Source organism: Pseudomonas bharatica (assembly GCF_048586865.1).
Lineage (GTDB): Bacteria > Pseudomonadota > Gammaproteobacteria > Pseudomonadales > Pseudomonadaceae > Aquipseudomonas > Aquipseudomonas bharatica.
In genome coordinates this window covers 78390-102059 of the sequence record NZ_JBMAWR010000003.1, presented here as the reverse complement: position 1 = coordinate 102059, position 23670 = coordinate 78390, and the positions used below count along the sequence as shown (strand labels likewise).

Annotated in this window: 20 protein-coding genes, 1 tRNA gene and 1 riboswitch; of the genes, 10 read left to right on the top strand and 11 right to left on the bottom strand. The window is 65.0% G+C overall.

The genetic code is table 11. The features are described 5' to 3' along the window. The first annotated feature begins 6 nt into the window (after positions 1-6). From ACKLLE_RS05490 to ACKLLE_RS05475, 4 genes are all read left to right on the top strand, one after another. The gene (locus ACKLLE_RS05490) at positions 7-1191 is read left to right on the top strand and encodes a CaiB/BaiF CoA transferase family protein (protein ID WP_420057103.1); all 1185 of its coding nucleotides are present in this window, start codon (positions 7-9) and stop codon (positions 1189-1191) included. Between the two features lie 15 nt (positions 1192-1206). Beyond that, a complete protein-coding gene (locus ACKLLE_RS05485; protein ID WP_420057102.1) occupies positions 1207-1731 on the top strand; it encodes a gamma carbonic anhydrase family protein in 525 nt (174 codons plus the stop codon). 61 nt (positions 1732-1792) lie between these two features. Continuing rightward, positions 1793-3112: an MFS transporter gene (locus ACKLLE_RS05480; protein ID WP_064302863.1), complete on the top strand. Its 1320-nt coding sequence runs from the start codon at positions 1793-1795 to the stop codon at positions 3110-3112. A gap of 55 nt (positions 3113-3167) precedes the next feature. Then, complete coding sequence (locus tag ACKLLE_RS05475; protein ID WP_420057100.1) at positions 3168-4457, top strand: OprD family porin; 1290 nt, start codon at positions 3168-3170, stop codon at positions 4455-4457. Positions 4458-4698: 241 nt separating this feature from the next. Here the strand turns inward: ACKLLE_RS05475 and atzF are convergent, their stop codons facing one another. The 10 genes from atzF to ACKLLE_RS05425 all read right to left on the bottom strand — a co-directional run bounded on the left by atzF (position 4699) and on the right by ACKLLE_RS05425 (position 15678). Continuing rightward, complete coding sequence (gene atzF / locus ACKLLE_RS05470) at positions 4699-6456, bottom strand: allophanate hydrolase (RefSeq protein WP_420057099.1); 1758 nt, start codon at positions 6454-6456, stop codon at positions 4699-4701. Beyond that, positions 6453-10037, bottom strand: a complete 3585-nt coding sequence (gene uca / locus ACKLLE_RS05465; RefSeq protein ID WP_420057098.1) for an urea carboxylase — start codon at positions 10035-10037, stop codon at positions 6453-6455. Before uca ends, atzF begins: the two co-directional genes overlap by 4 nt. Positions 10038-10196: 159 nt before the next feature. Continuing rightward, the gene (locus ACKLLE_RS05460) at positions 10197-10823 is read right to left on the bottom strand and encodes an urea amidolyase associated protein UAAP2 (protein ID WP_075805094.1); all 627 of its coding nucleotides are present in this window, start codon (positions 10821-10823) and stop codon (positions 10197-10199) included. A gap of 9 nt (positions 10824-10832) precedes the next feature. Beyond that, positions 10833-11546, bottom strand: a complete 714-nt coding sequence (locus ACKLLE_RS05455; RefSeq protein ID WP_420057097.1) for an urea amidolyase associated protein UAAP1 — start codon at positions 11544-11546, stop codon at positions 10833-10835. 2 nt (positions 11547-11548) lie between these two features. Beyond that, positions 11549-12328, bottom strand: coding sequence for an ABC transporter ATP-binding protein (locus tag ACKLLE_RS05450; RefSeq protein ID WP_009398841.1), 780 nt, complete (start codon positions 12326-12328; stop codon positions 11549-11551). Next, a complete protein-coding gene (locus ACKLLE_RS05445; protein ID WP_064302869.1) occupies positions 12325-13140 on the bottom strand; it encodes an ABC transporter permease in 816 nt (271 codons plus the stop codon). The genes ACKLLE_RS05450 and ACKLLE_RS05445 overlap by 4 nt, the downstream gene beginning before the upstream one ends. Positions 13141-13153: 13 nt before the next feature. Next, the gene (locus ACKLLE_RS05440) at positions 13154-14221 is read right to left on the bottom strand and encodes a putative urea ABC transporter substrate-binding protein (protein ID WP_420057096.1); all 1068 of its coding nucleotides are present in this window, start codon (positions 14219-14221) and stop codon (positions 13154-13156) included. Between the two features lie 76 nt (positions 14222-14297). Beyond that, positions 14298-14399: riboswitch (guanidine-I (ykkC/yxkD leader) on the bottom strand. Positions 14400-14775: 376 nt separating this feature from the next. After that, on the bottom strand, positions 14776-15105 hold the full coding sequence (locus ACKLLE_RS05435) for a type II toxin-antitoxin system RelE/ParE family toxin (protein ID WP_081263155.1): 330 nt from the start codon (positions 15103-15105) through the stop codon (positions 14776-14778). Then, entirely contained in the window at positions 15102-15338 is a 237-nt protein-coding gene (locus ACKLLE_RS05430; protein ID WP_420057095.1) for a type II toxin-antitoxin system ParD family antitoxin, read from the bottom strand. Before ACKLLE_RS05430 ends, ACKLLE_RS05435 begins: the two co-directional genes overlap by 4 nt. A gap of 252 nt (positions 15339-15590) precedes the next feature. Continuing rightward, a tRNA-Ser gene (locus tag ACKLLE_RS05425) sits at positions 15591-15678 on the bottom strand. 125 nt (positions 15679-15803) lie between these two features. Here ACKLLE_RS05425 and ACKLLE_RS05420 point away from each other — a divergent pair. Further along, complete coding sequence (locus ACKLLE_RS05420; protein WP_064302873.1) at positions 15804-16475, top strand: Bax inhibitor-1/YccA family protein; 672 nt, start codon at positions 15804-15806, stop codon at positions 16473-16475. A gap of 157 nt (positions 16476-16632) precedes the next feature. Here ACKLLE_RS05420 and ACKLLE_RS05415 read toward each other — a convergent pair whose 3' ends face one another. Beyond that, entirely contained in the window at positions 16633-18015 is a 1383-nt protein-coding gene (locus ACKLLE_RS05415) for an aminotransferase-like domain-containing protein (RefSeq protein WP_420057094.1), read from the bottom strand. Between the two features lie 151 nt (positions 18016-18166). Here ACKLLE_RS05415 and ACKLLE_RS05410 point away from each other — a divergent pair, with 151 nt between their 5' ends. The 5 genes from ACKLLE_RS05410 (at position 18167) to ACKLLE_RS05390 (ending at position 23619) form a co-directional block, all read left to right on the top strand. Further along, positions 18167-19453 (top strand): hydroxymethylglutaryl-CoA reductase, degradative, encoded by a 1287-nt coding sequence (locus ACKLLE_RS05410; RefSeq protein ID WP_420057093.1) that lies wholly within the window; start codon positions 18167-18169, stop codon positions 19451-19453. Then, a complete protein-coding gene (locus tag ACKLLE_RS05405; RefSeq protein ID WP_009397572.1) occupies positions 19450-20358 on the top strand; it encodes a hydroxymethylglutaryl-CoA lyase in 909 nt (302 codons plus the stop codon). The genes ACKLLE_RS05410 and ACKLLE_RS05405 overlap by 4 nt, the downstream gene beginning before the upstream one ends. A 102-nt stretch (positions 20359-20460) precedes the next feature. After that, the gene (locus ACKLLE_RS05400) at positions 20461-20913 is read left to right on the top strand and encodes a hypothetical protein (protein WP_420057092.1); all 453 of its coding nucleotides are present in this window, start codon (positions 20461-20463) and stop codon (positions 20911-20913) included. Next, positions 20913-22295 carry a tripartite tricarboxylate transporter permease gene (locus tag ACKLLE_RS05395; protein ID WP_009397576.1) on the top strand — a complete coding sequence of 461 codons (1383 nt, stop codon included), beginning with the start codon at positions 20913-20915 and terminating at the stop codon, positions 22293-22295. Before ACKLLE_RS05400 ends, ACKLLE_RS05395 begins: the two co-directional genes overlap by 1 nt. 73 nt (positions 22296-22368) lie before the next feature. Continuing rightward, on the top strand, positions 22369-23619 hold the full coding sequence (locus tag ACKLLE_RS05390; protein WP_420057091.1) for an OprD family porin: 1251 nt from the start codon (positions 22369-22371) through the stop codon (positions 23617-23619). The last annotated feature ends 51 nt before the right edge of the window (positions 23620-23670 follow it).

Below are 23670 nucleotides of genomic sequence, written 5' to 3'. Positions count from 1 at the left end.
AAACCCATGCAACAGTTGCCACTCGACGGCGTTCGCGTCGTGGAAATGTCCCATATGGTCATGGGCCCCACCTGCGGGATGATCCTCGCCGATCTCGGCGCCGAAGTGATCAAGGTCGAGCCGCTCAAGGGCGACGGCACCCGCCGACTGCTCGGCGCCGGCGCCGGCTTCTTCCGTACCTTCAACCGCAACAAGCAGAGCCTGGCGGTGGATGTCGAGACGCCCGAAGGCCGCGACGCCGTGCTCAAGCTGCTGGACAGCGCCGATGTGTTCATCGAGAACTTCAAGCCCGGGCGCATGGACGCCCTCGGCTTTGGCTACGCGGCGCTGAAACAGCGCAATCCGCGGCTGATCTATGCTACCCACAAGGGTTTCCTGGCCGGCCCCTACGACAAGCGCCTGGCCCTCGACGAGGTGGTGCAGATGATGGCCGGCCTGGCCTACATGACCGGGCCGGTGGGACGACCGCTGCGCGCCGGCAGTTCGGTCAACGACATCATGGGCGGCATGTTCGGCGCCATCGCCGTGCTCGCCGCGCTGTTCGAGCGCCAGCGCAGCGGCCAGGGCCGCGAAGTGCAGAGCGCACTGTACGAGAACTGCGTGCTGCTGGCCGCCCAGCACATGCAGCAATACGTGGTCACCGGCGAAGCGGCGGCGCCGATGCCCAATCGCATCAGCGCCTGGGCCATCTACGACGTGTTCGGCTTTGCCGGCGGCGAGCAGATGTTCGTCGCCGCCACCGGCGACGGCCAGTGGCGCACCCTGTGCACCCTGCTCGGCCAGCACGACCTGATGAACGACCCAACCCTGGCGAGCAACAACGACCGGGTCCTGCAACGCCCGCGCCTGCTGGCCCATCTCGCGGAAATCTTCGCCACCCTGGATGCCCGGCAACTGGCAGCGCAACTGGAAGCCAACGGCATTCCCTTCGCGCCCATTCGGCGCCCGGAAGAGCTGTTCGACGACGAGCACCTGATCCACAGCGGCGGCCTGGCCCGGCTGGAACTCGAGGACGGCAGCCATACGGAAATGCCGCTGCTGCCGTTTTCCCTCGATGGCGAACGCCTGGGGCCACGCCGCCCCATCGCGCGGATCGGCGAGGACACCCTCGGGGTGATGCGCGGCCTCGGCTACAGCGACGACGAAATCGCCCGCCTGCGCGATGCCGGCGTGCTGCGCAGCGAACAATAGGAAGAGGACTGCAAGATGGCGATCTACGAATACGACGGCCAGCGGCCGGAATTGCACGACAGCGTGTACGTGGCCGAGGACGCCACGGTGATCGGCAAGGTGGCCCTCGGCCAGGGCGCCAGTGTCTGGCCCCAGGCGGTGCTGCGCGGCGACAACGAACTGATCGAGATCGGTGCCGGCAGCAATGTCCAGGAAGGTGCGGTGCTGCATACCGATCCAGGCTTCCCGCTGCGGGTCGGCAACGACGTGACCATCGGCCACCAGGTGATGCTGCACGGTTGCCAGATCGGCGACGGCAGCCTGATCGGAATCCAGTCGGTGATCCTCAATGGCGCGGTGATCGGCAGGAATTGCCTGGTCGGCGCCGGCTCCGTGGTCCCCGAGGGCAAGGTCTACCCCGACAATTCGCTGATCCTCGGCGTACCGGCCAAGGTGGTGCGGGAACTCACCGACGAAAGCATCCGCAGCTTCCACCGCAACGCCCATGATTATGTGGAGCGTGCACAGATCCACAAGCGGAGCCTGATCCGCATCGCCTGACCCGAAGCCGCCCTCGAAGGCGGCAAACACTCTCCGCACAATTACAAGAATGGAGAACACCATGACCACGTCCTCGACGGCGCTGGACCTTCCACGCGCCTCTGCACGCCTCGACGAACTGCTGCTGTACCGCCGGGTGGCCTGGCGGATCATGCCGCTGGCGATCATCTGCTTCCTGTTTTCCTATTTCGACCGCATCAATATCAGCTTCGCCAAGACCCAGATGCAGGCCGAGCTGGGCCTGAGCGATGCCGCCTATGGCCTGGCGGCAAGCATGTTCTTCATCGGCTACGTGCTGTTCGAAGTCCCCAGCAGTTGGGGCCTGAAGAAGTACGGGGCGCCGGCGTGGATCTGCCGGATCATGATTTCCTGGGGGCTGGCGACTGCCGCGCTGGTGTTTGCCTATACCCAGTACACCCTGTACTTCCTGCGGTTCCTGATCGGGGTGATGGAGGCCGGTTTCGGCCCGGCGATCCTGTTCTACCTGGCCTGCTGGTTTCCCAAGCGCTACCTGGCGCGGATCAACGGCCTGTGGTTCCTCGCCGTGCCCCTGGCCGGTGCGGTCGGCTCGCCGGCCGCCGGGCTGATCCTGGGCAAGATGGACGGCCTGCTTGGCCTGGCCGGCTGGCATTGGCTGTTCCTGTTGTCCGGCCTGCCCTGCGTGCTGCTCGGCCTGGCGGTGCTGTGGAAGCTGGACAAGGATATCGATTCGGCCAAATGGCTGAGCCCGGAGCAGAAGCACCAGTTGAAGGAAAACCTCAAGGCCGACCGCAAGCCGGACAGCAACGGCCACGGCTCGATCTGGCGGGTGCTGCTGACCTGGGAGGTGGGCGTGTTCGCGCTGATCTACTTCGTGATCAAGAGCGCCAGCTACGGCCTGAACTTCTGGATGCCCAACCTGATCCAGCTGTCCGGGGTACATGACCTGCTGATGGTCGGGCTGCTCAGTTCCTCGCCCTATATCGTTGCCTGCATCGGCATGCTGGTGGTGACCCGGCGCTCGGACAAGACCGGCGATCGCAAGAGCTACCTGCTCTGGTGCATGGTCGCCTCGGCCATCGGTTATCTCCTCGCCTGCGGTTTCTCCGGCAATCCGCTAGCGCTGATGCTGGCACTGGTGTTGGCGACGGCCGGCACCTTCATCGCCATCCCGGTGTTCTGGACCATTCCCCAATCCACCTTCTCCGGGCTGGGCATCGCCACCGGCACGGCGGCGATCAACTCCCTCGCGCAACTGAGCGGCATCGTCTCCCCGGCCATGGTCGGCTTCGTCAACGACCTGACCGGGATCAGCTACATGGGCATGCTCGCCATCGTGCCGTTGATCCTTGGCTGCATCGTGCTGATCGCGGTGTTCGTGAAGAACCCGGCAAAAGACTGAACCCCTGGTCGTCGGGCCGAGCCTCGGCCCGCACCGCTCTCGCAGGTAAATAACAATGACAACAAGCACCTTCTGGTGGGCTTGCGCCGTGGGCGCCGGCCTGGGTTTCACCCTGCTCGCCCCGCAGGCTTCGGCGGATTTTCTGGCCGACAGCAAGGGCAAGCTGGAACTGCGCAACTTCTACTTCAGCCGGGATTTCCGCGATGGGTTTCCCAGCCAGTCCAAACGAGAGGAATGGGCGCAGGGCTTTATTCTCAACTGGCAATCAGGCTTTACTCCGGGACCCGTGGGCTTCGGTGTAGATGCCATCGGCATGCTCGGGCTAAAGCTGGATTCCAGCCCGGATCGCTCGGGCACCGGATTGCTGCCGCGCAATGCCGAAGGTCGGGCCGAGGATGATTATTCGAAGATGCTCGTGACCGCCAAGCTGCGCTTCGCCAAGAGCGAGTTGCGCTATGGCGGGCTGAATCCGCTGCTGCCGCTGATCGCCTCGAACAACAGCCGGCTGCTGCCGCAGTACTTCAATGGCGGGCAACTGATCTCCCGGGATTTTGACGCCCTCTCCCTCCATCTCGGCCGGGTCGACAAGGTCAAGCAGCGGGACTCGGCGGACTCGGAAGCGCTGACCACCATGGCCCAGGTGGGTGCCTGGTCCACGGCGATCCACAGTGACAGCTACACCTATGGCGGCGTCGATTACCAGCCGCTTGCCGACCTGACCCTGAGCGCCCATGCCAGCGAGCTGGAGGACTTCTACCGGCGCACCTACCTCGGGTTGAAATACTCGCTGCCACTGGGGCCCGGCAAGGCGTTCACCGAGATCCGCCACTTCACCGCACGGGAAACCGGGGCCGCACGGATTGGCGAAGTGGACAACCAGGTGATCAGCAGCAACTTCGGCTACCAGCTGGGTGGGCACCGGTTCAGCGGCGGGTACCAGAAGGTCGCCGGGAATACGGCTTATGCCTATCTTGGCGGCACCGATACCTACCTGTTCAGCGAGCAGCAGGCGTACACCTTTTCCCTGCAGGACGAACGGGCCTGGCATGCGCGCTATGACTTCGACTTCGCAACGCTGGGTGTTCCAGGCCTGACCTTTACCCTGCGCTACGTAAAGGGCGATGACGTCGATGTCAGCCATGTGTCGACCCGCAAGGCCGCGTTATTGCGCGCTGCCGGCGAGGATGGACACGAATGGGAGCGCACCACGGACCTGGCCTATGTAATCCAGAGCGGGCCGTTAAAGAACCTCGGGCTGAGGTGGCGCAATGCAACGGCGCGGTCGAATCTGCAGGATGGGGTGGATGAGAATAGGGTGATTGTCAGTTATGAGATAGCGTTCTAGGTGAGCGCGCCGCGAACCCCGTGGAAGCTGGCTTGCCAGCGATTGGGCCCGACCTGACAACATTGTTGCTCAAGCCGGCCTCATCGCTGGCAAGACCAGCTCCCACGAGGTTTTGAGCCAACCCTGGAATCAGAGTCCACCGCGGACACTGTGGGAGCTGGCTTGCCAGCGATTTGGCCAGGTCCGGCAACATCATTGCCCTTGCCGGCCCTCAGGGTTCGCGGCGCTTACAGCATGTTGACTACGAGTTCAACCAGGCGCGCCAGCCGCCCCACTCGCTGATATCCTGCGCGCCCTCCAGCCCGTAGGCATCACAGACGAAGCCAGTCTCCCAGCGCCCATCTTCCAGTTCGACCTTGCCCAGCCCCAGCGGCGCCGGGATCTCGGCGAGAAAGGCGCCCAGCGCCGCGCTAGGCATCTGCCAGACCTCCAGCGCAATCGCCACACCATCATGGGCAACCCGCACCATACCCGGGCGCTGCACCGGCCCGCCCGCCAAGGCATACAGCCGGTAGTTCGGCGAGCTGCGGGTTGCCTCGACCAGCGTCGCGCCGCGCTGCTGCAACTGCCAGTTGAGCGCCAGTCCTTCCAGGTGAGCACCACAGACCACCACGCTAACGCGGTCATTGCGCGCCTCGCGGGCCGGCACTTCAAGGCCTTGATAAGCACTGGCCAGACTGAGCAGGTACTGATCGGTAAACGCCCGACCGAACAGGGTCACTCCCCACGGCAACCCGTTGCCCATGAACCCGCTGGGCAGCGCAACCGCCGCGTAGTCCAGCAGGTTCATGAAGTTGGTGTAGTAACCCAGCTCGGCATTGCGCAGCACCGGCTCCTCGGCCAGTTCGGCCAGGGTCACCGGACGGCCGATGGTCGGGGTAAGCACACACTCCAGCCCGGCCAGCAGCCGGTCGCATTCGGCCTTGAGCTGCTGCAAACGGTACTGGGCCCGGAAGGTATCGACGCCACTCACCTGCGGCGCCTTGGCCAGCACCGCGTGGATGACCGGCAACACCGCTTCAGGCTGGTTGCGCGCCAGCTCGCCGACCACGCTGTAGCGCTCGGCGACCCACGGGCCTTCGTACAGCAACCGGGCTGCCTCAAGGAACGGAGAAAGATCCAGGGTCACCGCCTCGCCGCCCAGCGCCTGCAAGCGCTCCACCGCTGCTGCGAACAGCGCCGGGCCTTCCTGGCAACCGAAGAATTCGAGGTCTTGCTGCCGTGGCACGCCGAAGCGAAACCTGCCCACGCGGCCAAAGGCGCTGCCCAGGTTCCACCCGGCGTTGGCCCGGCTGTATTCGTCATGCGGGTCCTGCACCGCCAGCAGTTGCAGCAGTTGGCTGGCCTCCGGGGCGGTGGCCGTAAAGGTGGTCACGCAATCCAGGGTACGGCAGGCCGGGACCACGCCAGCGGTGGAGATCAACCCTTTGCTGGCCTTGAGTCCAACCAGGTTGTTCAGCGCTGCCGGGACCCGGCCGGAACCGGCGGTGTCGGTGCCGAGGGCAAAGCTGGTCAGCCCCAACGCCACGGTCAGCGGCGAGCCGGCGCTCGAACCACCCGAGGGATAGTTTTCCAGCACGCTGTTGATACAGGCGCCATAAGGCGAGCGCGTTCCGTTGAGCCCGGTGGCGAACTGATCCAGGTTGGTCTTGCCCAGCGGCACCGCGCCCAGTTTGATCAACTGCTCCACCACCGTGGCCGAGCGCTCCGGCACGTAGGCGAATGCCGGGCAGGCCGCCGTGGTCGGGATGCCGGCGAGGTCGATATTGTCCTTGATCGCGAAGGGCACGCCGTACAGCGGCAGGCTCTCCAGCGAAGCGCCGTCCAGCGCTGCCAGATAGGGTTCCAGTTCTTCCGCGCTCAACAGATGAATGAACATGTTGAAGCGCGGATTCAGCTGCGCCGCCCGCTCGCGCAGGGCCAGGATCAGGTCCCGCGGAGAATGTTCACCAGCGCCATACGCCTGGCGCAGCGCGTCCAGTTGCAGATTCACCTTCATGCTTCACCTCCTTGCAGTACCACCACCCGTTGCCCCGCACGCACCGCCGAACCCGGCTCGACCCGCACTTCCCGTACCACACCCGCACAGGGCGCCAGCAGCGGGATCTCCATCTTCATCGACTCCAGCACCACCAGCGCGTCCCCTGCCGCAACCCGCTGACCGACCGCGACCTGCACCTGCCAGAGATTGCCGGCGATAGCGCTTTCCACACCGATCTGCCCCGCAGGCAACGGCGCTTCCTCGCCCGCTTCGGCCACGGCCTCGGTGGATTCGAAATGCGCTTGACCACTGTCGATCCAGCGCTGCCGCTCGGCGGCGAACGCCGCCTGCTGCTGGTCACGGAACGCCTGGATGCCCGATGCTTCCTCGGCCAGGAACTGCTGGTAGTCCGCCAGACACAACTGGCCAGGTTCGATCGCCAGATCGAAACGCCCCAGCGGAAAGTCCCGGCGAATGCGCTCCAGCTCCCCGGCACTGACCGGGTAGAAGCGGATCTGGTCGAAAAAGCGCAGCAGCCACGGCTTGCCATCGAAGGCCGCGACCTCGCGGTAGCGGTTCCACATCTGCAAGGTGCGCCCGACGAACTGGTAACCACCCGGCCCTTCCATGCCGTACACGCACATATAGGCGCCGCCGATACCCACCGAGTTTTCCGCGGTCCAGGTGCGCGCCGGGTTGTACTTGGTGGTGACCAGGCGATGCCGCGGGTCCAGCGGCGTAGCCACCGGCGCGCCGAGATAGACGTCGCCCAGGCCCATGACCAGGTAGCTGGCGTCGAACACCGTGCGCTGCACCTCGTCGAGGTTCGGCAGGTCGTTGATACGGCGGATGAATTCCAGGTTGCTCGGACACCAGGGCGCGTCCTTGCGCACGGTGGTCATGTATTTCTCGATGGCCAGCTGGCAGGCCGGGTCGTCCCAGGACAGTGGCAGGTGGACGATGCGCGACGGCACTTGCAGGTCCCTGGCGGCGCACACCGCCTGCCATTCACCGGCCACGATTTCCAGCAGCTGACCAAGCGGTAGGCTTTCCGGCTGGTAATGGACCTGCAACGAGCGGATGCCCGGGGTCAGGTCGATCACGCCAGCCAGGGCCCTGGCTTCCAGCGCCTGCATCAAGGCGTGGCCACGGAAGCGCAGGACCAGGTCCAGCTCGGCAGCGCCGATTTCCAGCAGCAGGTGGGTATCCCCCGCCAACCGCGCGACCAGGCGGGTATCGTCCACGCCGAGATCAAGAACGATGGGCGACAGCCATTGCTCTTCGCCGACGGGCTCGGCCGTTTCGGCCAGCAGCTCTGCACAAGCCAGTCGCCGTGCCTGTTCCAGGGACACGGGAACGAAGCGCACCTTGTCCCCCGCCTTGAGCTGGCCAAGCTGCCAGAGATCGGCCTCGATCACCGTTACCGGGCAGACGAAACCGCCCAGGCTCGGGCCATCCGGGCCGAGGATCACCGGCATGTCGCCGGTGAAGTCCACCGCGCCGATGGCATAGGGGTTGTCGTGGATGTTCGATGGATGCAGCCCGGCCTCGCCGCCATCGGCACGGACCCATTCCGGTTTCGGGCCGATCAGGCGCACGCCGGTACGGCTGGAGTTGAAGTGCACTTCCCAGTCGGTGGCGAAGAAGGTGCGGATGTAGTTTTCACTGAAGTATTCCGGAGCGCCATGCGGGCCATAGATAACCCGGACCTGCCGGGTGGCGGCCAGCGCCGCTTGCCCGGGCAGCGAGGCACCTGCCGATCTGTCGCTCAAGCACTCCAGGTGCAGCACATCCCCGGCCCGCAACGCACGACCGCCATGGCCGCCGAACTGGCCGAGCATGAAGGTACTGCGGCTACCCAGGTATTCCGGCACCTGGATACCGCCACGCACGCACAGATACGCCCGGGCGCCAGCACCGGCAATGGTGCCCAGGGCCAGCGTACTGCCGGCCTTGACCAGCACGCTGGTGTTCATGGCGATCGCCTGGCCGTCCAGGGTCAGCGGGATCACCGCACCGGTCACGGCGATCACCGCATCGGTATTGAAGCGCAAGGTCGGACCACTCATGGTCACTTCCAGCCCCGCTGCACCTTCCGGGTTGCCCAGCAATTGGTTGCCCAGGCGCAGGGCGCGGCTGTCCATCGGGCCGGACGGGGGCACGCCGACGGCCCAGTAGCCCAGGCGCCCGGGGTAATCCTGCACGCTGGTCTGGGTGCCGCCGCCGAGCACTTCGACGGTGGCGGCGCGGTAGGCCAGGCCTTCGAGGCAGCGGGTCCAGGGCTGGCCGCTGGCGAAGGGCGTGTCCTGGAGAATCTGGCGCAGGTAGTCGCGGTTGGTTTCGACGCCGTAGACCTGGCTGTCGCCGAGGGCACGATGCAGTTGCTCCCGCGCCTGCTCGCGGTCGTCGGCCCAGACGATCACCTTGGCGATCATCGGGTCGAAGTACGGCGGGATTTCACAGCCGGCACTGACCCAGGTGTCGATCCGCAGCGCCTTGCCGTCCGCCTCGGGGAAGCCGACGGCGGTGAGCAGGCCGGGGCTGGGCTGGAAATCCTTGCCCGGATCCTCCGCATACAACCGCGCCTGCACCGCATGGCCCACGGGTTCCAGGCCCGCGGCCAGCTGATGCAGCGGCGGCAGATCGCCGGCCGCCAGTTCGATCATCCAGCGCACCAGGTCCACGCCCCAGACCTGCTCGGTCACACCATGCTCTACCTGGAGACGGGTGTTCACCTCAAGGAAGTAGAAGCGTTGCGCATCGCTGTCGAAGACGAACTCGACGGTGCCGGCGCTGCGGTACTTCACGGCGCGAGCCAAGCGGATCGCGGCGTCGCACAGGGCTTCGGCCATGCCTTCGGGCAGGTTCGGCGCCGGGGTTTCCTCCAGCACTTTCTGGTTGCGCCGCTGCACCGAGCAGTCGCGCACGCCGAGCGCAATGACCTCGCCGGCGCCATCGCCAAACACCTGCACTTCAAGATGGCGGGCGCGCTCGATGTATTTTTCGATGAACACCCCGGCATCGCTGAAGTTGTTCTGGCCCAGGCGCTTGACCGCCTCGAAGGCCTCTTCCAGCTCCGCCGCCGAGCGGCATACGCGCATACCGATGCCGCCACCGCCTGCCGTGCTTTTCAGCATTACCGGGTAGCCGACCGCTTCGGCGGCGCGCCAGGCGTCGGCGAGGCTGTCGAGCAGACCGGTGCCTTCCAGCAGCGGCAGGCCTTGCTGGCGGGCAAGATCACGGGCGGTGTGCTTGAGGCCGAACAGGCGCAGTTGCTCCGGCGTCGGGCCGACGAAGACCAGCCCGGCAGCCTCGCAGGCTTCGGCGAACGCGGCGTTTTCGGAGAGAAAGCCATAGCCGGGATGGATGGCCTGCGCCCCGCTCTCTTTGGCGGCGGCGAGGATCTTGTCCACGGCGAGATAGGTACCGGCCGCAGCGCCCTGCCCCAGGCTGATGGCCTGGTCGGCCTCGACGAGGTGGCGGCTGGCGAGATCGGCTTCGGAGTAGACCGCGACGCCGCGGACCTTCAGCTCGCGCAGGGTGCGCAGGATGCGACAGGCAATGGCGCCACGGTTGGCGATCAGCAGTGTTTCGAACATGACAACGTCCCCGGAGGGGTGCGGGCCGTCCCGCAGTTGTTTGGAGGTCTCGGGGTCGTCCCCGGACGGCAGATCAGGGATGCCTGTCGGCATTCAACTGGCCGAAACGGGCCTGGCAGGCGCTGAAGAAGCACAGCCGGACCTTGTGCAAAAAGGCTTTCAGTTCCATATCAGCAGCTCCGCCGGGGTCGGGTTGTAGCCGTTGCAGGGGTTGTTCAGTTGCGGGCAGTTGGAGATCAGCACCATCACGTCCATCTCGGCCTTGAGCTGCACGTACTTGCCGGCAGCGGAGATGCCGTCCTCGAAGGTCAGGCCACCTTCGGGAGTGACCGGGACATTCATGAAGAAGTTGATGTTCGGGCTGATATCGCGCTTGCCCAGGCGGCCGTCGTGGCAGCAGGCGCGCAGGTAATTGTCGCGGCAGCTGTGCATATGGCGCTTGTCGAGGGCGTAGCGCACGGTGTTGCTTTCCTGGGCGCAGGCGCCGCCGAGGGTGTCGTGGCGGCCGCAGTTGTCCTCGACGATGGTCAGCATCGGCCGCCCCAGGTTGGAATACAGCACGCTGCCAACGCCCAGGTAGACATTGCCCTGGCGCCGCAGGGTGCGTTGCACGTCGTAGCGCTCGCGGGGGTTGGCGACGCTGTAGAACAGGGTGTCGATGGCCTGGTTGCCTTCCAGGTCGAGAATGCGCAGGGTCTGGCCGGCCTTCACTTCGGTGAGCCAGGGCTCGCCGGCCGGGATGGTGGCGCGGTAGATCGCGGTGTCGGCTTGCAGGGATGACGTCATGACGGGTCCTCAGGCGAACAGGCGTTGGGTGTTGAGGAAGCCGCGCTCGTTTTCCGGGCGCGAGGTGCGGCAGTGCTCGGCGACGCTTTCGTCGGCGCGGGCAAAGGTCAGTTGTACCGGCCTGGGGGCGTATTGCGCGGACGGGTCCATCGGGTGCTGCAGGGCGGTAACGATGAACAGGGTGTCCATCGGCGCATACAGTTCGATGGCATCGCCCGGCCGGGAGTTGTCCTCGACGAAATGCAGGCTGCCGTCGGCGCCCACGTCCACGCGGCTGAACAGGTTGAGGGGCATGGTCAGGTCGGACAGCTCCAGGCCCCACTTGCCCATTTCCACCAGCAGGTTGTCGGTGCCGTTGCGGTGGAAGCGGTTGCGCAGTTCCTGATAGCGCCCGGTGCCATATTTTTCCCGGACTTCCTCGGCGTTCAGCACACCGCCGATGCTGTCGCTCCAGCCGCAGGTATCGCGGGTGATCGCCGCCAGGACGCGGCCCATGTCCGAATACAGGCAATGCCCGCTGGTGAGCCTGGCGGTGTGCTGGCACTTGAGGCTGTCCGGCAGGTTCAAGCGTTCGCTTTTTTCATGGGCGTTGAACAGCATCAGGCTGACGTTGGCGCCGCCTTCCAGGTCGGTGAAGCGCACCTGCTGGCCGCGCTTGAGGACGAAGGACAGGTGGCCGCCTCCGGGCAGGAAGTCTTCGGCGAATACAGTGTTGTCGGTCATGGTTAACCTCTTGCGTACGATTGAAGAAGCTCGGGCAACGCGTCGGCCCGGGCCGCGAGGCGCTTGTCGTTGAGCGGCAGGTCGTAGGTGACCCGCGAGCCGAACGCCGCCGGCGCATGCGGGTCGTGGCGCACCTTGTCGAAGACCAGCAGGCGGCTGCCGAGGCTGAAGCCTTCGCTCAGGTCGTGGGTGACCATGAACACGGTCACCCCGGTTTCGCGCCACAGCTCAAGGAGCAAGGCATGCATGTCCTTGCGGATTCCCGGGTCGAGGGCGCCGAAGGGTTCGTCGAGCAGCAGCACCCTGGGCTTCATGATCAGCGCCTGGGCGATCGCCAGGCGCTGCTGCATGCCGCCGGAGAGCTGGCTGGCGTATTTGTCGAGGGCGTGGCCGAGGCCGACCTTGTGCAGCAAGGCGGCGGCCTGCTCCCGGGCTTCGCGCCTGGCGCTGCCGAACAGGCGGCCCAGCAGCTTCGCCCGGGGCAACTCAAGGCCAAGGGCGACGTTGTCCAGCACGCTCAGGTGCGGAAACACCGAATAACGCTGGAACACCACGCCCCGGGCCGGATCAGGCTCGGCAACCAGAGGCTGGCCATCGAGCAGGATCTGCCCGCGGCTCGGTCGTTCCTGGCCCAGCAGCAGGCGCAGGAAGGTGGATTTACCGCAGCCCGAAGCACCGACCATGGTGCAGAACTCGCCTTCGGCAATGCTCAGGTTCAGGCCTTCGAGTACCACGTGCTGGTCATATTCCTGCCAGACATTCCTTACCTGGATAAAGCTCATGCCCGTGCCCCCTCGTACCAGGGAAACGCACGGCGGGTCAGGGCCTTGAGCAGCCAGTCGGTGAGCCAGGCGAGCGCGGTGATCCACACCACGTAGGGCAGGATCACATCCATCGCCAGGTAGCGCCGGACCAGGAAGATCCGGTAGCCCAGGCCATCCTCGGAAGCGATGGCTTCCGCCGCGATCAGGAACAGCCAGGCCGACCCCAGCACCAGGCGCAAGGAGATCAGCAGGCGCGGCAGCAGTTGCGGCAGCACCACCCGCAGGATCAGGGTCCAGGAACTGGCGCCCAGGGTCTGCGCCTTGATCAGCAATTCGACGGGAATCTCGCGGGCACGCTGTTCCAGGTCACGGGCCAGGACCGGGGTGATGCCGATGACGATCAGCATCACCTTGGACAGCTCGCCCAGGCCGAAGACAATGAACAGGATCGGCAGGATCGCCAGCGGCGGAATCATCGACAGCACCACCAGCAACGGCGAAAGCGTTGCGCCGAACAACGGCAAGGTGCCCGAGGCGATGCCCAGGCACAGGCCGATCACGGCGCTGATGGCCAGGCCGACGCCAAGGCGCTGCAGGCTGGAAGCGGTGTCCTGCCAGAGCAGGTAGTTGCCGCTGCGCTTGTCCTCGACCAGCGCCATGCGTTCCACCGCCGCGCCCATCTGGGCCGCGCCGGGCAGCAGCTTGTCGTTGGGATTGTCCGCCAGGCGCTGCGCCGAGCCGAGGAAATAGGCACAGAGTACCAGCACGAACGGCAACAGCATCAGCAGCAGCCGCGACGGACGATCGGGATGGCGATTGATCAGGCGCATGTTCATTCCTCGCTTACAGCGAACCGTCGACGGCCATGCGTACGTAGGTCGGGTCGAAACGCAGCTTGAGGTTGTCGCGGTTGCCGACGATCACCTCGTTGGCAAAGCTCATGCCCACCGCCTTGCTGTCCTTGGCGCCCTCGCCCAGCAGGCCGTGGTCGAAGGAGAAGCTGGCGACCTTGTCCATGGTTCTGGGCAGCTCCGCGCTGCTGACGAAGGTCAGCGCCGCCTTGGGCGTATCGAACAGGTAGGTGGTGGAAAGCTGGCGCTCGAAACCGGCGAGGTCGGTGCCGGAGGCCTTGGCCATATGCTCCAGGGCCTTGGTGCGCTGCGGGGAGTCGCCGGCGATCAGGTCCATCACCTCGTACCAGGCGCCGGTCAGCGCCTTGCCCAGCGCCGGGTTGTCCTTGAGGGTCTGGGTGTTGACCACCATCAGGTCAAGGATCTCGCCGGGAATGCGGCTGGAGTCGAAGACCTGGGTCACGCCGGGCTTGCTGCGCACTTCTTCGAGCATCGGGTTCCAGGTGGTGACCGCCTGCACGTCGGGGGTATTGAAGGCGGCGGCGATATCGGCGTCGGAGGTGTTGATCACCTTCAGGTCCTTCTCGCGCAGGCCGGCGCTGTCCAGGGCGCGGGCCAACAGGTAATGCGAGACGGACAGCTCGACCAGGTTGACGTCCATGCCCTTGAGGTCGTTCACCGTCTTGCCGGTGCCTTTCAGGACCACACCGTCATTGCCGTTGGAGAAGTCGCCGACGATCAGCGCGGTACTGTCGACGCCGCCGGCGGCGGGGATGGTCAGGGCGTCCATGTTGGTCATCGAGCAGCCGTCGAACTGGCCGGCGGTGTACTGGTTGATCGACTCGACGTAGTCGTTGACCTGGGTGAGCTTGATATGGATGCCGTACTTGCTCGCCCACTTGTCGACGATGCCTTCGGCGGCGGCGTACTCCCACGGCATCCAGCCGGCGTAGATGGTCCAGCAGATATCGAAATCGGTCTTCGCTGCAGCGTTGGAGGCGGGGCTCGCGGACAGGGCCAGGCCGGCGGCGAGGAAGGCAGAAAGCAGGGACTTTCGCATGAAGTGACTCCAGTTGACGGCGGTTGACGGTGGACTGACCAGGGAGCAGCACGACACTCATTGCAGTGAGTGGTCTGTCTCCCGGGCTTTTATCCCGCCGTGTAACCTCGAACTGGAGGTCGTCGGCTCTCGGTCCAGACGCCCGCACAAGCGGACCGGAACCCTAGCCGACCTATTTTCAGGTTGTGGTGCAATCTAGCTCGCGCTACTCCCGCACGGAGGGAAGTAATGCCAGAGGCGTGCCAAGTGGTTGGAGGATGGGTTTTGCGGGGGTTCTGGGGGATGGAGACGGCGTGGACGCGCTAGTAACGCACGGTATTGGGGCGTTGTGCGCGCTGACGGGGCGTCAGCTGGCGGCTGGGAGGATGGTGTGAGCGAGGAAGGTGGCTGCAGGGGCGATCAGGGAGGCGAGGCTGGTTTCGGAGCTGGCCAGGGCGCCGCCGGAGAGTGCGGCTGCGACCAGGGAGATTCCGGCCCAGAGGCGGTGTCTGGGGGTTAGGCTGCTTTGAAGGTTCTTTAATCGCTTGACCATCTTGGTTCTGCTTTTCAGGAAACTAATGTGCGATGCAGTCTACCAGCCATTCGGGGATATCCCTTGCGCTATGTAAAACGCGCCAGACATCGACGTGGTCGCTGCGCTCAACATAGAACACCAAATACGGATATCCCTTTAATGGCCAGTGAAGCAATCCTGGCAAGTCCAGCTCGTGCGCATAGCGAGGCATCCCAGAAGCCGGATGACGACCAATGTGGTCATAAACACTTTTAAGAGCGCCAATGAAGCCAAGTGCAGCTTGCTCGGCCTGCTGCTCCAGGTAGTAATCGACAGCGGACTCTGCATCCTGGATGGCAGCCGATCGCGGAATAACTGGCTTTGCCTTCATCCACGCCTCTTGCGAACCCTGGCGCGCAGGGACTCAAAGTAGTCGTCAGTCACGGGGGCCGCCGGGACCGACTCTGCCCCGGCCAGAAGCAAGCCGCGCAGATGCTGACGGTCCTGATCCTTTCGAATCAGTTCCCGAACATACTCGCTGCTGGTGCTGTAGCCGCGCTGGCTGACCTGCTCATCGACGAATGACTTGAGAGCGTCTGGCAGAGAAATGTTCATGGTGCTCATGGTTTTGCCTGTCTTTGACAAAATTTGCCAAAGTATACACCTACCATCGTGCGCCGCCAGTCATCATGTCCCACGCTCCAATCTGGTATCGATGAGCAGGATGGAGGCGGTGGAGAAGGCGCTGAGTGCGCTGGGGAAGCGGTTGAGTATCCCGGGACAGGAAGCGGCCTGAACATATGCTTTCTGCCAAAACTATTGTTCACTGCCCTATAAACGCAAAAGCCCTGAAAAATCAGGGCTTTAATAGAAATATGGCGGAAGCGTAGAGATTCGAACTCTAGGATAGTTGCCCATCGACGGTTTTCAAGACCGTTGCCTTAAACCACTCGGCCACGCTTCCACTCTGTCATGCGGGCGCCATCATACCGAAATGAAACAAGCTGTCAAACTCTCTACATGGCCTGTTTCCAAGGGTCTGATATGATCTTTGCAACTCAACGTTTCAAACCCCACAGGAGTGTCGCCATGCGCGAACAGGATTATGCCGTCAATCACGGCCTGCAGGCCGAACAGCAGGAAGTCAGCAAGGTCCTGCGCAACACCTATGGTCTGCTGGCCCTCACCCTGGCTTTCAGCGCCGTCATGGCCTATGTCGCACAGCAGATGCGCGTCGGCTACCCGAACATTTTCGTGGTACTGATCGGGTTCTACGGCCTGTTCTTCCTCACCGCCAAGCTGCGTGACTCGGCCTGGGGCCTGGTTTCCACCTTCGCCCTGACCGGTTTCATGGGCTTCCTGCTTGGCCCGATCCTCAACCGCTACCTGGGCATGGCCGGTGGTGCCGAAGTCGTCAGCTCGGCCTTCGCCATGACCGCACTGGTGTTCGGTGGCCTGTCGGCCTACGTGCTGATCACCCGCAAGGACATGAGCTTCCTCAGCGGCTTCATCACTGCCGGCTTCTTCGTCCTGCTGGGTGCCGTGGTCGCGAGCTTCTTCTTCCAGATCAGCGGCCTGCAACTGGCGATCAGCGCTGGCTTCGTACTGTTCTCGTCGGTCTGCATCCTCTTCCAGACCAGCCAGATCATTCACGGCGGCGAGCGCAACTACATCATGGCGACCATCAGCCTGTATGTATCGATCTACAACCTGTTCGTCAGCCTGCTGCAACTGTTCGGCATCATGAGCTCGGACGACTGATCCAGGTGATGTAACGAGAAAGCCCGCTTCGGCGGGCTTTTTCATGTCTGTGAACAGACGATCCTGGATTTGCGAAATTGCGGTTGTGAATTCACTACTGCAATCGCTGCGGTTCGGCGGTCCGACAAGCCAGCTCCCACAAGGTCCGTGCCGTACTTCAGACCTGCTCCTTCCACCCCCGAATGCACTCCGCAAACACCGCCTCCCGTAAATACGCCACATTCAACCGCGTCCACGGCGTAACCCCCTTCTGATCCATCTGGAAGATCGCACCTGGCGCCAGCATCACGCCCCTGCCCTGCACCTCCCGGGTCAGTTGCGCCGAATCCTCGATCCCCGGAAATCGCGCCCATAGGTACAGGCTCTGCTGCGGCCGGCAGAACACCTGCGCCCCCAGTTCATCCAGCACCTGCAAACCGCCCTCGGTAGCCTCGCGCACCCGGTCCTGCAAACGCATCAGGTGCCGCAGAAAATGCCCTTCGCCAAGAATCACGTCCGCCGTACGTTCGCACAGCTCCGAGCAACTGGTGTGCAGCATCATCTGCAGATCCGCCAGCTCATCGATGATGTCCTTGCTGCCAGCGATATACCCCACCCGCAACGCCGCCGAGACCGACTTGGAGAAACTGCCGATGTACAGCGAACGGCGCAGTTGGTCCAGCGCCGCGACCTTGAGCGCGGAGCTGGGCTTGAAGTCGGCCAGGGCATCATCCTCCACCAGCAACAGGTCGTGCCGCTCGGCCAGTTGCAGCAAGCGATGGGCCTTGGCCGGCGAGATATCCGAGCCGGTGGGGTTGTGACAGACCGACTGGACGAAGAACAACCGCGGCCGCTCCCGCTGCAACAGCGCTTCAAGGGCATCCATGTCCGGCCCGTCGGGCAGGCGCGGGACACTGAGCATCCGCGCGCCCTGCATCTGTAACTTGCCGAACAACGGGTAGTAACCGGGGTTCTCCACCAGTACCGCATCCCCCGGCACCACGAAGCGGCGGATGATCAGGTCCAGCGCATGGTTGGCACCATGGGTGGTGACGATCTGCCGCGGCGTAGCGCTGATCGCGTAGCTGGCCAGCTTGCGCACCAGGCTCTGGCGCAACGCCGGGTTGCCCAGGCGATTGCCGTAGCGGAACAGGTTGCCGGCCCCGCTGCGCATCACCTGGCGGGTGAATTTGTCCAGGCGCATGTCCTGCAGCCAGGCCACCGGCGCAAAACCCTCGCCCAGCGGCGCCACCCCCGGCTCGCGCACGAACTGCTGGCGCATCATCCAGATGGTGTCCATGGCCCGGGTATAGGGCGGCGTTTCGTCCGCCTCGGCAGCCTGCACCAACACGCCGACGAAGAAGCCCTGCCCGTGCCGCGCCTCCACCAGGCCCTTGGAGGCAAGGATCTCGTAGGCGGTGATCACGGTGTTCTTCGAGTGCCCGTGCAGGCGCATGTATTCGCGCAGCGATGGCAGGCGGTCACCGGCCTTGAGCACCCCGGCACGGATCTGCTGCTCCACCGAATCGGCGACCTGCTGGGCAAGGGTGACACGGACCATCGGCACGCTCCTGGGCTGTCATGGGTACAGTCTGGGTACTGTTGGGCAAAACTGTACCTTTATCCAAGGGCACAGTGGCTGCACATTTAGCACCACGCCGGCGCCGCGCTCAAGCCGTCGCCCCAACAACAATGACTCCACAGGAGCCCCCATGAGCCTCGACTCCCGCCTGCCCGATTTCCGTAATCTATCCCCCGCTGCCCGCCTCGACCATATCGGCCGCCTGCTCGGCCTGGGCGGCGATGACGTCGCCCTGCTGGCCGACGCCGGTGCCCTGCCGATGGAGATCGCCAACGGCATGATCGAAAACGTCATCGGCAAGTTCGAACTGCCCTTCTCCGTGGCCAGCAACTTCCAGGTCAATGGCCGCGATGTGCTGGTGCCGCTGGTGGTGGAAGAGCCTTCGATCGTTGCCGCCGCCTCCTACATGGCCAAGCTGGCCCGGGCCAACGGCGGTTTCGTGACCTCCAGCAGCGCACCGCTGATGCGCGCCCAGGTACAGATCGTCGGCGTCGCCGATCCGCTCAATGCGCGCCTGAGCCTGCTGCGGCGCAAGGACGAGATCATCGAGCTGGCCAACCGCAAGGACCAGTTGCTCAACCGCCTCGGCGGCGGCTGCCGCGATATCGAGGTGCACACCTTCGCCGACACCCCGCGCGGCCCGATGCTGGTGGCCCACCTGATCGTCGATGTGCGCGACGCCATGGGCGCCAACACGGTCAACACCATGGCCGAGGCCGTGGCGCCGCTGATGGAGGAGATCACCGGCGGCAAGGTGCGCCTGCGCATCCTCTCCAACCTGGCCGACCTGCGCCTGGCCCGGGCCCAGGTGCGGATCACCCCGGAGCAACTGAAGTCCGCTGAGTTCAGCGGCGAAGCGGTGATCGAGGGCATTCTCGATGCCTACTCCTTCGCCGCCGTCGATCCCTACCGCGCCGCGACCCATAACAAAGGCATCATGAACGGCATCGACCCGCTGATCGTCGCCACCGGCAACGACTGGCGCGCCGTCGAAGCGGGTGCCCACGCCTACGCCTGCCGCAGCGGCCACTACGGTTCGCTGACCACCTGGGAAAAGGACGGCAACGGCCATCTGGTCGGCACCCTGGAAATGCCGATGCCGGTTGGCCTGGTCGGCGGCGCGACCAAGACCCATCCGCTGGCACAACTGTCGCTGCGCATCCTCGGCGTCAAGACCGCCCAGGACCTCGCGGAAATCGCCGTGGCCGTAGGCCTGGCGCAGAACCTCGGGGCCATGCGCGCCCTCGCCACCGAAGGCATCCAGCGCGGCCATATGGCCCTGCACGCGCGCAACATCGCCGTAGTGGCTGGCGCCCGTGGCGACGAGGTGGACTGGGTCGCCCGGCAACTGGTGCAGGACCACGACGTGCGCGCCGACCGCGCCGTCGAGCTGCTGAAACAGAAGCGCGGCGAATGACCATGCAGGTCAGGATCTTCGAGGTAGGCCCGCGGGACGGTTTGCAGAACGAGCCACGGCATCTGTCGGTGGACACCCGCCTGGCCCTGATCGGCAAGCTAGCAGCCACCGGCCTGCGGCATATCGAGGGCGGCGCCTTCGTGTCGCCGCGCTGGGTACCGCAGATGGCCGACAGCGAGGCGCTGTTCCAGCGTCTGCCGGAGGACGACGGGGTCAACTATTCGGCCCTGGTGCCCAACGGCCAGGGTTTGGACGCCGCGCTGCGCGCCGGTTGCCGGGAGGTGGCGGTGTTCGCCGCCGCCTCCGAGGCGTTTTCGCGCAACAACATCAATTGCTCCATCGATGAGAGCTTCGAGCGCTTCACCCCGGTGCTGCAAGCTGCCAAAGCTGCGGGTGTCCGGGTGCGCGGCTATGTATCCTGCGTGCTCGGCTGCCCGTTCAGCGGTGCAGTGGCGCCAGACGCCGTAGCAGCGGTAGCGCGCCGCCTGCATGCACTGGGCTGCTACGAGATCAGCCTGGGCGACACCATCGGCGCAGGACGCCCGGACGAGACCGCCCGCCTGATCGAGCACTGCGCCCGCGAGCTGCCGGTCGAAGCCCTGGCCGGGCATTTCCATGACACCTGGGGCATGGCCATCGCCAATGTCCACGCCGCGCTGTCGCAGGGAGTACGCACCTTCGACAGCTCGGTCGCCGGCCTCGGCGGCTGCCCCTACTCACCTGGCGCCAGCGGCAACGTGGCGACCGAGGACGTGCTCTACCTGCTGCATGGCATGGGTTTCGAGACCGGCGTGGACCTGGACGCAGTGGCCCGGGTCGGCACCTGGATCAGCGCGGAGCTGGGCATCGCCAACCGCTCCCGCGCAGGCAGGGCCCTGGCGGCAAGGAGCGCAGAACACCGCTGAACCCGATCCTGGCTCCCGAACAAAAACAACAAGCCCGCAAGGGCAGGAGAATTCCGATGACACTTGAATGCCGCCTGCACCCCCGCCCCACGGAGGTGGACCATGGCTGACGACAACCTCTACGAAGTCTGGGGCGACACCGTGGACAGCCGCCACCTGGTCGCTTCCATCGCCATCGGCGCCGCGTGCAGCCTGGGCATCTTCTTCCTCGCCGAGCACCTGCTGACCGGCTGGGTCGAGTCCGCCCAGATGGCCCGCGCCTACGCCATGCTCCTCGGCATCCTCGGCTCGCTGCTGGGCGGTGGCGTTAGCGCCTGCCTGTTCAAGCCCAAGCGCCATGTGGTGGAACACGTCGCCGACCCGGCGTGGCGCCAGCAGGTGATCGAAGAGCTGCGCAGCGAATACGGCGGTATCGGCCAACTCTCCGAGCTGCCGCCGGAAGTCCGCGCCGAGCTGCGCGAGCTGGGCCTGGAGCAGTTGTTCGATGAAGCCGAACCGGCCAGCCCGACCCGCACCGTCACCGCCCCTGCAGCCCTGAAGGGAGGTACCGCCTGATGGAAGCCCTGTTCGACCAGATCCTGATGGCCGCCCTGATGGGCGTGATCGGTGCCGTGGTGTTTTCCGCCATCGGCCTGATCTCCGGTAGCGACGAGACCACCACCCTGGCCCCGCTGACCCTGCTGGTGGTACTGCTCGGCGTTCCTGCCGCCGGAGTCTTCACCTTCTTCCTCGCCGGCGCCGTGGCCAAGCACATGACTCACGCCGTGCCCACTGCCCTGCTCGGTATCCCCGGCGACACCATGGCCACACCGCTGATGCGCGAGGCGAACTTCCTGCGCAACCTCGGCGTGCCACATATCGCCCTGCGCAAGATGATCTCCGGGGCGGTGATCGCCGCACTGGTGGCCGTGCCGCTGGCAGTGCTGTTCGCCGTGCTGCTGGCACCGTTTGGCGACGGGATCAAGCAGGCGGCGCCCTGGGTGTTCCTCGCCGCCGCGACGACCATCGCCTGGTTCTCGGCCGGCCGCTGGGCCTCGGTCCTGGCACTGCTGCCCTTCGTGCTGGTGATCATCGCCCTGCAGACCTTCACCGGCCAGCATGGGGTCAAGCTCAGCGTCAGCTACTTCCTCGGCATCGCCATCGGCCCGCTGATCGCCGCCTTGTTCGCCATGCTTGCCCCGGCCGAACGGGCGCGGATGAAGCGCAGCGAACCGCGGACTTTCTCCCTGTCGCCGGACGTGAAAAGCTGGGGCGGCTGGTTCCCCAACCCGCTGAAGGTCCTCGACCGCCGCCAGTCCGGCTGGACCCTGGCCACCGCCACGGTGTCCAGCGCCACCTTCGTATTCAGCCCGGTGGCGATGACGGTGATCCTTGGTGAAGTGGTCGGTGCGCGAATCAAGCACGCCTACCACCGCCTGACCTCGGTGATCAGCGTGCGCAACGGGGTGACCGAGTCCACCTATATCGCCGAGGCGCTGATCCCGCTGATCGCCTTCGGCCTGCCCCTGAGCCCGGTGGCCGCCGGCCCGGCCGCGCCGCTGTTCAACGCCCCGCCGCGCTTTACCGTGGACAGCGCCACCGGCCAGGTGAACAACCTGCACAACCTGCTCAGCGCCGGTGAGTTCCTTGCCTTCGGCATGCTCGCGGTGGTGATCGCTATCCTGATCGCCTACCCGTTCTCGATGAACTTCGCCCACCGCGCGGCTTCGTTCGTGTCGCGGCGCATCAGCCACGAGGCGGTAATCGCCACCTTCGTCGGCCTGATCCTGGTCATCGGCCTGTGGGAAGGTGGCCTGCTGGGCCTGCTGGTGATCCTTACCATCGGCCTGCTGGGGGGCTTCCTGCAGCGTTTCATCGGCTTCAACATCGGCGTGCAGTTCATGGGGTACTACACCGCCGTGCTCAGCGTGCCGGCCATCATCGCCCTGTTCGCCTGACCTTCCACCTTCTGCCACGCAGCCTCCGGGCGGCTGCGTGGTTTTACTCGCCCGCAAGAAAGGAACAACAACAATGAATATCCTTTGCTTCCCACGCCGTCTCCCGGCGGCCTGCGCCTGCCTGCTGTTCGGCGCCGGCACTGCCCAGGCCGCCGGTTTCGTCGAAGACGCCAAGGCAGGCCTGACACTGCGCAACTTCTATATCAATCGCAACTTCGTCGATCCGGCGTACCCGCAAGGCAAGGCCGAGGAATGGACCCAGAGCTTCATCCTCGATGCCCGCTCGGGGTTCACCGAGGGCACGGTAGGCTTCGGCCTGGATGTGCTGGGGCTGTATTCGGTCAAGCTGGACGGTGGTCGCGGCACGGCCAACACGCAACTGCTGCCGGTGCATGACGACGGTCGTCCGGCGGATGATTTCGGGCGTCTCGCGGTTGCCGGGAAAGCACGGATTTCAGCGACCGAACTGAAGGTCGGCGAGTGGTCGCCGATGCTTCCGGTGCTGCGCTCGGACGACGGCCGCTCGCTGCCCCAGACCTTCCAGGGCGCCCAGGTCACCTCCCGGGAAATAACCGACCTGACCCTCTATGGCGCGCGTTTCCGTGGCAACAGCCCGCGCAACGACGCGAGCATGGACGACATGTTCATGTCCGGCCGCCCCGGCGCCACCTCGGATCGCCTGGATATCGTCGGTGCCGAATACCTGTTCAACGACAAGGCGACCCTGATCGGTGTTTGGCATTCGGACCTGCGCGACATCTACCAGCAGCAGTACTACAACCTGACCCATCGCCAGACCATGGGCACCTGGACCCTGGGCGCCAACCTGGGCTACTTCACCGGCAAGGACAGCGGCCGCTCGCTGGCCGGCGACATGGACAACCGCACCGCCTCGCTGCTGCTCTCGGCGCGCACGGGCGGGCACACCTTCTACCTGGGCCTGCAAAAGGTCAGTGGCGACACCGGCTGGATGCGGGTCAATGGCACGGCGGGCACCAGCCTGGCCAACGACAGCTACAACTCCAGCTATGACAATGCCCATGAGCGCTCCTGGCAGGTGCGCTATGACCATGATTTCGCGGTTGATGGATTGCCGGGGCTGCAGTTCATGACGCGCTATATCAGTGGGGATCAGGTGCAGGTCGGTAGCGTGAAGGATGGCAAGGAGTGGGGGCGCGAGACGGAGCTGGCCTACACCGTCCAGAGCGGTGCGCTGCGCGACCTGACGCTGAGGTGGCGCAGCTCGACCTTGCGGCGGGACTTCAGCAGCAATGAGTTCGATGAGCATCGGGTGATCGTGAGTTATCCGCTTTCGCTGCTCTGAACAACCAACCTGGGTTATTGCTGATGGCCTTATCGCTGGCAAGCCAGCTCC